At 64.0% G+C, this 489-nt stretch carries 1 protein-coding gene; it reads left to right on the forward strand.

Annotated elements, in window-relative coordinates:
• Positions 1–489, forward strand: a 489-nt coding sequence (locus EN925_RS39100; protein WP_164894847.1) for a DUF3445 domain-containing protein, incomplete at both ends; no start/stop codon positions are given.

A 489-nucleotide genomic window follows, 5' to 3' on the forward strand; every position in this document is an offset into this window, starting at 1 on the left:
ATGCAGGACCGCGCGCTGGTGCTGGCCGAGGACCCGCTGCGCTGCCAGTCGCTGCCGCACATGACGCTGGCCGGTTGGGACTTGCTGGAACTGCTGATGGAGCAGCAGGCGCTGGGCTATCCCGAGCATTTCACGCTGACCCGCGACGGCGACCGCTGGCGCTGGATCAACCGGCCGCTCGGCATCGACGACACCTTCACCTTCGGCGACACCTCGACGCTGCCTTACGGCCCGATGGAGTACATCACCCGCCAGAGCCAGGGCGACTTCTGCATCCTCGACCAGCGCGACGGCAATCTGTGGATGGATGCCGGCATGGTCACCACCCAAGCCGACTGGTCGCTCGATTTCGACATCGGCATGAACTTTTTCGAATGGCACGCGCCGGTGCCGCTGGCGCATGAGAAGGGGATTTTTGTCAGGGCGCTGAAATTCCTCACCAACATCCAGCAAGGCAAGCCGGCCAGGCGCCTGAACTGGACGATGACT

The organism is Mesorhizobium sp. M7A.F.Ca.US.006.04.2.1 (genome assembly GCF_004022915.1).
GTDB lineage: Bacteria > Pseudomonadota > Alphaproteobacteria > Rhizobiales > Rhizobiaceae > Mesorhizobium > Mesorhizobium ciceri.